This window comes from Streptomyces sp. NPDC053432 (assembly GCF_055585365.1).
The window spans coordinates 1-1,418 of record NZ_JBVJKF010000060.1 but is presented as its reverse complement, the minus strand read 5'-3'; the positions used below and the strand labels follow the sequence as shown (position 1 = coordinate 1,418).

Here is a 1,418-nt window from a genome sequence, read left to right as displayed (position 1 = left end):
CGGCGCGGGTAGCTGGGACGGTCGCCGCCGCGGTCGTCACGACCGCCACGGAAGCCACCGCGCTCGTCATCACGACGCGGGTAGGAAGGACGCCCACCACGGTCGTCGTCACGGCGCGGGTAGGAAGGACGCCCACCACGGTCGTCGTCACGGCGCGGGTAGCTGGGACGGTCGCCGCCGCGGTCGTCACGACCGCCACGGAAGCCACCGCGCTCGTCATCACGACGCGGGTAGGAAGGACGCCCGCCACGGTCGTCGTCACGGCGCGGGTAGGAGGGACGGTCGCCCCGGTCATCCCGACGGAACGACGGACGGTCGCCACCACGGTCATCCCGACGCGGGTAGCTCGGACGGTCCCCGTTACGGTCGTCACGACCGCCACGGAACCCGCCACGCTCGTCATCACGACGCGGGTAGGAAGGACGCCCACCACGGTCGTCATCCCGGCGCGGGTAGGAGGGACGGTCGCCGCCACGGTCGTCACGACCGCCACGGAAGCCACCGCGCTCGTCATCACGACGCGGGTAGGAAGGACGCCCACCACGGTCGTCATCCCGGCGCGGGTAGGAGGGACGGTCGCCCCGGTCATCCCGACGGAACGACGGACGGTCGCCACCACGGTCATCCCGACGCGGGTAGCTCGGACGGTCCCCGCCACGGTCGTCACGACCGCCACGGAACCCGCCACGCTCGTCATCACGACGCGGGTAGGAAGGACGCCCACCACGGTCGTCATCCCGGCGCGGGTAGGAGGGACGGTCGCCCCGGTCATCCCGACGGAACGACGGACGGTCGCCACCACGGTCATCCCGACGCGGGTAGCTCGGACGGTCCCCGCCACGGTCGTCACGACCGCCACGGAACCCGCCACGCTCGTCATCACGACGCGGGTAGCTCGGACGGTCGCCACCACGGTCGTCACGGCGGTAACCGCCACCGCCGCCGCTGGGACGGTCGCCACGGTCATCACGACGGAAGCCACCGCCGCCACCGCCGGCGGGACGCCCACTGCGGTCGTCGCGACGGTAACCGCCGCCACCACCGGTCGGCCGGCCGCCGCGGTCGTCACGACGGAACGACGGGCGGTCGCCACCACGGTCGTCACGGCCCCCGCGGTAGCCGCCCCTGTCACCGCCGTCGTTGCGACGAGGCTCGCGCTCCGGACGATCGTCGGGAGAGTTGGACATGGGTGTGACTCCTGTCTTCGGGGTACCGCTAGTCATTCTCGCGCAACCAACCCATGGCCGCGCTTCGGCGTAATTCGAGGCAAAACAAAAAGGACCCTTGGTCCAGCGTTGAACGCTGGACCAAGGGTCCTTGAAAGATTGTTCGGCGGCGTCCTACTCTCCCACAGGGTCCCCCCTGCAGTACCATCGGCGCTGAAAGGCTTAGCTTCCGGGTTCGGAATGTAACCGGGC

The 1,418-nt window shown here is 70.7% G+C and carries 1 rRNA gene and 1 pseudogene; both read right to left on the bottom strand.

From position 1 onward, the window contains the following. Nucleotides 1–956, bottom strand: a pseudogene (locus ACZ6Y1_RS37525) (hypothetical protein); the annotation flags it as partial. A gap of 371 nt (nucleotides 957–1,327) precedes the next feature. Beyond that, nucleotides 1,328–1,418, bottom strand: a 5S ribosomal RNA gene (gene rrf / locus ACZ6Y1_RS37520); the annotation flags it as partial.